The 6,157-nt window shown below is 61.5% G+C and carries 5 protein-coding genes; 3 read left to right on the top strand and 2 right to left on the bottom strand.

Going from position 1 to position 6,157, the window contains the following annotated elements; all coding sequences use genetic code 11:
* The first annotated feature begins 177 nt into the window (after window positions 1-177).
* From AHiyo1_RS18920 to AHiyo1_RS24945, 3 genes are all read left to right on the top strand, one after another.
* Window positions 178-669 carry a hypothetical protein gene (locus AHiyo1_RS18920; RefSeq protein ID WP_059389584.1) on the top strand — a complete coding sequence of 164 codons (492 nt, stop codon included), beginning with the start codon at window positions 178-180 and terminating at the stop codon, window positions 667-669.
* Window positions 670-678: 9 nt separating this feature from the next.
* Window positions 679-1,227: a DM13 domain-containing protein gene (locus AHiyo1_RS18915; protein ID WP_059389583.1), complete on the top strand. Its 549-nt coding sequence runs from the start codon at window positions 679-681 to the stop codon at window positions 1,225-1,227.
* 599 nt (window positions 1,228-1,826) lie between these two features.
* Complete coding sequence (locus AHiyo1_RS24945) at window positions 1,827-3,221, top strand: sensor domain-containing phosphodiesterase (RefSeq protein ID WP_059389582.1); 1,395 nt, start codon at window positions 1,827-1,829, stop codon at window positions 3,219-3,221.
* Between the two features lie 312 nt (window positions 3,222-3,533).
* On the opposite strand, the gene AHiyo1_RS18905 is transcribed toward AHiyo1_RS24945, so the two are convergent.
* Together AHiyo1_RS18905 and AHiyo1_RS18895 are read right to left on the bottom strand one after the other, a co-directional pair.
* Window positions 3,534-4,211: a TM2 domain-containing protein gene (locus tag AHiyo1_RS18905; RefSeq protein WP_084784598.1), complete on the bottom strand. Its 678-nt coding sequence runs from the start codon at window positions 4,209-4,211 to the stop codon at window positions 3,534-3,536.
* Window positions 4,212-5,539: 1,328 nt separating this feature from the next.
* A complete protein-coding gene (locus tag AHiyo1_RS18895; RefSeq protein WP_059389580.1) occupies window positions 5,540-6,022 on the bottom strand; it encodes a carboxymuconolactone decarboxylase family protein in 483 nt (160 codons plus the stop codon).
* Between the last annotated feature and the right edge of the window lie 135 nt (window positions 6,023-6,157).

Raw genomic sequence — 6,157 nt, 5'->3', positions numbered from 1 at the left:
CGGCGGCGGNGGGCACGCCGCGCCGCCTCAAGACCGCCGGCGCCAGCCTTCAAGCGCATGGATCGGGTTTTCCCTGAGGGTCGGCAATCTTCAATGACACTTTCGGTTTAGTAACTGGTAGGTTGGCGGAATTGGGGGCGCAGTGGGTGCTCCCGCGCGCTGAAACGGACTTCCCTGATGAGTGGTTACTACCGGCAGAACAACGACCTGCCGCAATCGTACGGGCCGATGGTTTCGTTCCCTTCCCCGGAGATGAAGCGCCTACGCTCGCTGCGGACCACGGTGGGGGTCTCGTGCCTGATCCTCACTGCCGGGGCCGGGTTCTACACGGGCCTTGACCTGTCTTTGCTGGGTCGTTTCGGCGGCGCCTCGGGCATGGTCTTCGCTGCGTCCGCTGCAGGGTACGCTGTGGCCGCCGCTTGCTACCTCGGAATGGGCATCTGGGTGCTCGTCACGCGGAAGACGACGTCGAAAGCTCCACTGATTGCCGCGGCGGCGGTCGCCGGGATTGCCGCGGTCCTTCTGCTGTTCGGGCTGGTGACGTCACCTGCCGGGAACCATGCACCGCAATACGGCAGTATCACGGTGAACTTGCTCATGCTCATGCGTGCCGTCACGGCGCTGCGTATCCGGGTGGTCCCAGCCGTCGTCCCCGCCGCGCGGTTCTAAGGGAAGCCAATGTTCGCACGGGCCAACCGGCAAGACATCGCCCACCTCATCGGACGGATCCTCATGGCCGCCGCGGTTACCGTCATTGCGGCGGGCTGCACCTATGTCTCACCGGAAACCGCGTCTGGCACTTCAACCAAGGCGGTGTCCGGAGCGTCGACCCCCCAAGCCGCCCCGACTTCGGTGGCCGCCTCGTGGGACGCCCCGTTGACGGGCCGGTTCATCAGCCAGGGCACCCGGACTGTCGGCGTCGTGCACATCGCGGAAACAGAGGCGGGTGCCACCCTCACACTGGAGAACGTCTCGACAACCCCGAACCCGGACTTGAAGGTCATCCTCAACGAAGGAGCCCTGTCCAAAGACGCATCGGGAGACATGGTGGTCGAAGACCCGAAGTTCTTGGACATCGGAGGCAAGTTGAAACCCGGTCCGGGCTCCCAAAATTTCGAGTTGCCCCCGTCCCCGCCCTTCAGAATCCGAAGCGTCACGATCATCGACTCGCGGACGAACATTGCCTACGGGACAGCCGACCTGACCCCCGGCCCGGCCATCAGGTAACCGGCCGCTTGGCTCAACAGGCGTTTGACGAGCGGACAACATGGACTACGCGTCACGACCAGATGGAATTACCCAACCGTCGTCATTGGTGTGGTGCTCATGCTCTGGTTCTTTGCGGTCGCTCTCCAGTTGAGACCACGTAGGGTCAATTGAAACTCGACACTGACTGACGAATCAATTTCAGCGCGGGCACTCTTCTGCCCATTTGACATGAGACGGGCCTACAGATGTTTCCGGGGTCGGTGGGGCCCGAAATAGCCGTCAACCCGGGGCCAGAAATAGTTGACATAGCCAAATGGCGGGCTTTGCATACGCACGCAAGGCCAGTTTGCATTCACAGTTGGCCGCCAGGGCCGAAATTCGGTCTTCTCCGCTGTCATCTAGTGATTTATGCTCGGCGCATCATTGGCTACCGGTGAGGGCAATGGAAGGCCGTGAGGGCGTGCTATCAGGACAGTCCATTGAGCGGGCAACCGGGTTGTCGCCCTCGCGCCGCCGGGGGAAGTAGTTCCACCATAGAACCGCCATACTTTTGAGTCGGACGGCATTGGCGGTTTGCCCCCCTCAGGGCTATCGTGTCGAAAGGGGGGTTCGCGTAGATGGTTCAGCAGCGCAGAGGGTTGATCCTGTCGTTTGTCGGCGGGCACCTACTGATCACCATATTGTGCGTGCAGATTGCCTTCGCCCTTGCGATCGCGGTCCTACTTGTCTCAGGGATTGTGGCAGTCGTTTCGCCGACAGCCACCGTGATCTTGATCTGCTTCGCCGGGAGTCTTATCTTATTGGCGGGTTTTTCCGCACTTAGAGGAATCCGGGGCCTGCACGCGGAGCGTTCCCGCACCAGTGCGGCGTCCGAACTCATCGATACTGTCGCCGTCACGAGCCGGGAATGGCTGTGGGCGGTGGACAAGGAGGGGAAATTTACCTTCTCCAGCCAGGCCAGCATGGCTCTGCTCGGTTACCACCCGTCCGAACTCGTCGGCATGCCGTGTCAGAAAGTGATTGATCCGGAGGAACTCGCAAATGCACGGCACTTGGTCGCTGACGCCATCGACAATGTCGGTCAGGACTGGAGCGGTGTTGTTGCCATCTGCCGCCATCGGAACGGTGCCCCGGTCTGGATGGAAGTGTCCGGCCGTGCGCGCACCGCCAGCGCAGGGCTTGGTGCGGGTTTCGAGGGCACAAGCCGGCCGCTCGCGGCCCAGAGTGCCCGGGAATTCCTGAAGCAACGGATAACGGAGCGAGTTGAAGAGACCCTGCGCGGCCGCGTGATCCTGACTGCGTTCCAGCCGATATACGAACTCACTACTGGGAAGATCGTCGGTGTTGAAGCGCTGGCGCGGTTTCCGAGCGTCGAGGGCAAGGGGCCGGAGCACTGGTTCAACGAGGCCAACACCGTGGGGCTCGGCGGGGAACTGGAATTCGCTGCCCTTGAATCAGCACTTGAAGCCGCAGCCAAGCTACCCGCCGACGTGTATTTGGCCCTGAACCTTTCCCCTGAGACATGCCTGGACCCCCGTTTGCCCGGGTTCCTCAAGCAAGCAGGCTTACCAATTGACCGGATTGTCCTCGAGCTGACCGAGAATCTCGCGGTGGACGAATACGCACCACTGGTGGCGGCATTGGCTTCTCTTCGCCGGCGCGGTCTCCGGATTGCGATCGATGACGCCGGGTCCGGGTTCGCGTCGATGCGGCACATCTTGCGGCTCAGGCCAGACATCGTCAAGCTCGACCGAAGCCTCATCGCCGGGATCGACGATGACCAAGGCCAGCAGGCTCTCGGTGCGGCAATGGCCGAATTCGCCAAACAGATCGGCGCCAAAATCGTCGCCGAAGGAATCGAAACCGAAGCAGAACTATCCGTTGTTACCAAACTCGGCATGCACGCAGGACAGGGATATTTCCTTGGCCGGCCAACCATCCTTCCGGCGGAGTGGGGAACCTGGAACAACCGGCCCCTGAACGATACCGACGAAACCGCCGACGCACTCTGAACTCCCGGCACGCCTCGCAGTCATCTAACGAGCGCTTGTGGCGTCCCGGGGATCATTGGCAAGTCGCGAAAACCCTCCTTCACGCCCCGGTCAACCACATATTCGATGGCGGACGAAGATCGTGCTTAGCTCTCAAGGACTCGACGAACGGAATACTCAGCAGGTGCACGTCGGCTCTTCATGGATAGCTCGCATGCTGCCGTCCCTATCAGCTCCCGCTTTAGCGACGACGCTGTCGCTGCAACACCCAATTTCCTCGGGCGTTGCAGCGACAGCAGATCCCCTCAGAGACTCGCCGTGCGAGGCCAGATACTACTGCTTCTCCTCAACGGAGATGGTCCAGCCGTCGAAATTCGCTGCCGTGACGTCGATGTAGTACTTACCTGCGCTCTTATGGACAGCGGTTTCGCCAGACTCGTCTTTGGTGAGCATCTTGACCGGGATGCCGCCGTCCTTCGTCTTGTCCTTGCCATCGTCCATCAGGTAGATCGCCGCGATGGCCGCTGACTGCCCGTTGAGGACCTTCCCGCCCGTGAAAGAGTACACAAGACGAGCTTCTTTGCCCGAGAGCTGGAACGACTGACCCGCCGCATCAGTTGAACCGGCGAGTTCGGCAACCTTCGTCCATGTGGCTGCGGCCGGGGCTGCCGGCGCCGCGGGAGCAGCAGTGGTAGCAACTGGGGCCGCGGCAGGAGCCACCGAGGAGGCAGGCGCAGAGGAACCGCCCGTCGTCGACTTGATGATGATGCTCAAAACCACAAGGGCGAGAGTCACGATGAGGGCGACTCTCTTGTGCTGGTCATAGCCGACAAGCTTGTTTCCACGCTTGTCGGTCTGCTTGTTCGTCAGAACGAGAATCAGGTCAACCAAGGACCAAATCCCGATGCCACCCAGCGTGACAAGCTTCAGGATGCCGGTACCGACCTTACCCAAGTAGAACCTGTCTACACCGAGCCCGCCCAGGAGGAGCGACAGTAACCAGGTCGTCAGGAACGACTTGTTGCCGGCGAATGGTCCTGCCGGTCCGCCCGGGTACGGGTAGGGCGAAGGGGCGCCCGGGTATGCGTTGGGCTGGCCCTGGTAGGCGCCAGGAGCGGGGTACGCGCCCTGCTTCGGAACGTACTGGCCTGTTGAGGGGAGTACTGGCCCGGCTGCGGCGCGTACGGGCCTGCCGGAGGATTGGCGCCTCCCGGGTAGGACGACGGGGGGCCTGCGGGAGGAATGTTCTGACTCATTGGATTCCTTTCAAGGGTGTCCGACTTTGGGCACATGGGATTCGTGATGTGATGGCTCTCGCCTGGCCTCGGGGCCCAGACAGAAGTGACGGGTTGGCTGTGCGAGCTTCGCTACGACCGTGCGTTCGCGGGCACTTGGCATGCTCATTTTTCGCCTCCCCCAAAAAAGCGCTTCGTAGCGGCGTTATCGCTGTCCCTCAGAGGCTACACACAAGCTGATGGTCCCGACGTGATAGATGGGGCCAGGCGTCGTGTCGTGCAGGTCGGCGCCTGACTCACCCGTCTGGACCCCTGCGGTCACTGGCCATATGCAGCAGAAGGTCGCTACTTCGATTCGGTCAAAATGATCCTTAGCCCGTTGTCCGGGTGATACGTCCATGACGCCGCAAATTTGTCCCACGATGCTTTCTGCATGCCGTCCAAGGCTCGCGTTGAATCCATCTGGCTCACGACGCTATCCGGCACGGATACGGCCTTCAGAACACATGCCATGTCCTTGACGGGAAGGCCGGTCGTCTTGCCATCCGGCTCGCCCTTCATTGTTATGGTGTAGCCTCCGTCGCCGAGAGTGGCATACGCGCTACCGTCCAGATGACATGAATGGCTGGCCCGTAAAATCACCGACTCGGGGGGCGGGGACGAAGTAGTCTGCGACGCGGTTTGAGTTGACGCGGCCGATGGACCAGCGCAGGCGACTAGAGTCATCACAACCGGGAGGAGCACCGCCGCCCAACCTGCATTCCCTCGCACGCGGTTAAATTGATCGCAGCGAAATAAGACCATGATTCCCCCAATAGGCCGACGAATGAGGAAAGACTATGCCTGGGGAATTGCAAAAGATAGAGCCATATCTCAACTCAATCATCCCTCTCGTCCCAGTCGGGCCCCTGCGCCCATTGGAGGGCACAATAGTGCCATGTGTGGGCGCTAGGTTGTTTCGAGATCGACCGCCGACAGTATGGCTGCCTTGAGCGTCAATTAGTCCTACGTCGAGGAGCCTTTACCTGTGGCGGCACAGTAGGCGGAAGAATTCAGGCACCGAGCCTCCGCGAGGCTAAGAGGAATCCTGCGGCTTGGCACGCGTCATCCCGACGAACGGGCCTTGCGCACCGGATGCTCGCTCAGGATGGACAGGCGGTTGAAGGCATTGATGCCGATGCATGCCATGCACAGCACGCTGATCTGCTCCTCGGTGTAGACCTTCCGCGCGCGGGAAAACAGCTCGGCAGTGGGACGAGCGGTGCTCATGCGCGTGATCTGTTCGGAAAGCTCGAGGGCGACCTGTTCGGCCTCGTCGAAGAGCGCTACCTCGCCATGCACGGACACCAAGGAAAGCCGCTGCTCAGTCTCCCCATAGCCGATGGCGCGGCGGTGATGGAGATCCAGGCAGAAGGCACAGCCGTTGATCTGAGAAGCCCGGTAGTTCAACAACTCCAGGGTGCGGCGCGGGATCCCGGTCCTATCAGCCTCGGCAGTCACCTTACCCGCGTAGTCGGACAGGGCTTGATAAAGCCCGGGCTGTTGCTTGTCCAGATAGCCAGCGAGTCGCGGTGTATTTTCGCTCATTCGCCGAGCCTATCGGAGGAAGCTACCTGCTCCCTCACGGCCACTCCGCTACTTCACGCAGGCGATCGCCCCGCCTTGGAGGCGCCGGTGGAGTCCGCGTAGACGTTGCTTGCGGGTGCTGACGGCGTGGCCGGC

The sequence above is a fragment of the Arthrobacter sp. Hiyo1 genome, assembly GCF_001263615.2.
GTDB lineage: Bacteria > Actinomycetota > Actinomycetes > Actinomycetales > Micrococcaceae > Arthrobacter.
Note: the sequence above shows the minus strand (reverse complement) of the source record. Positions and strands in the feature narration are given on the sequence as shown.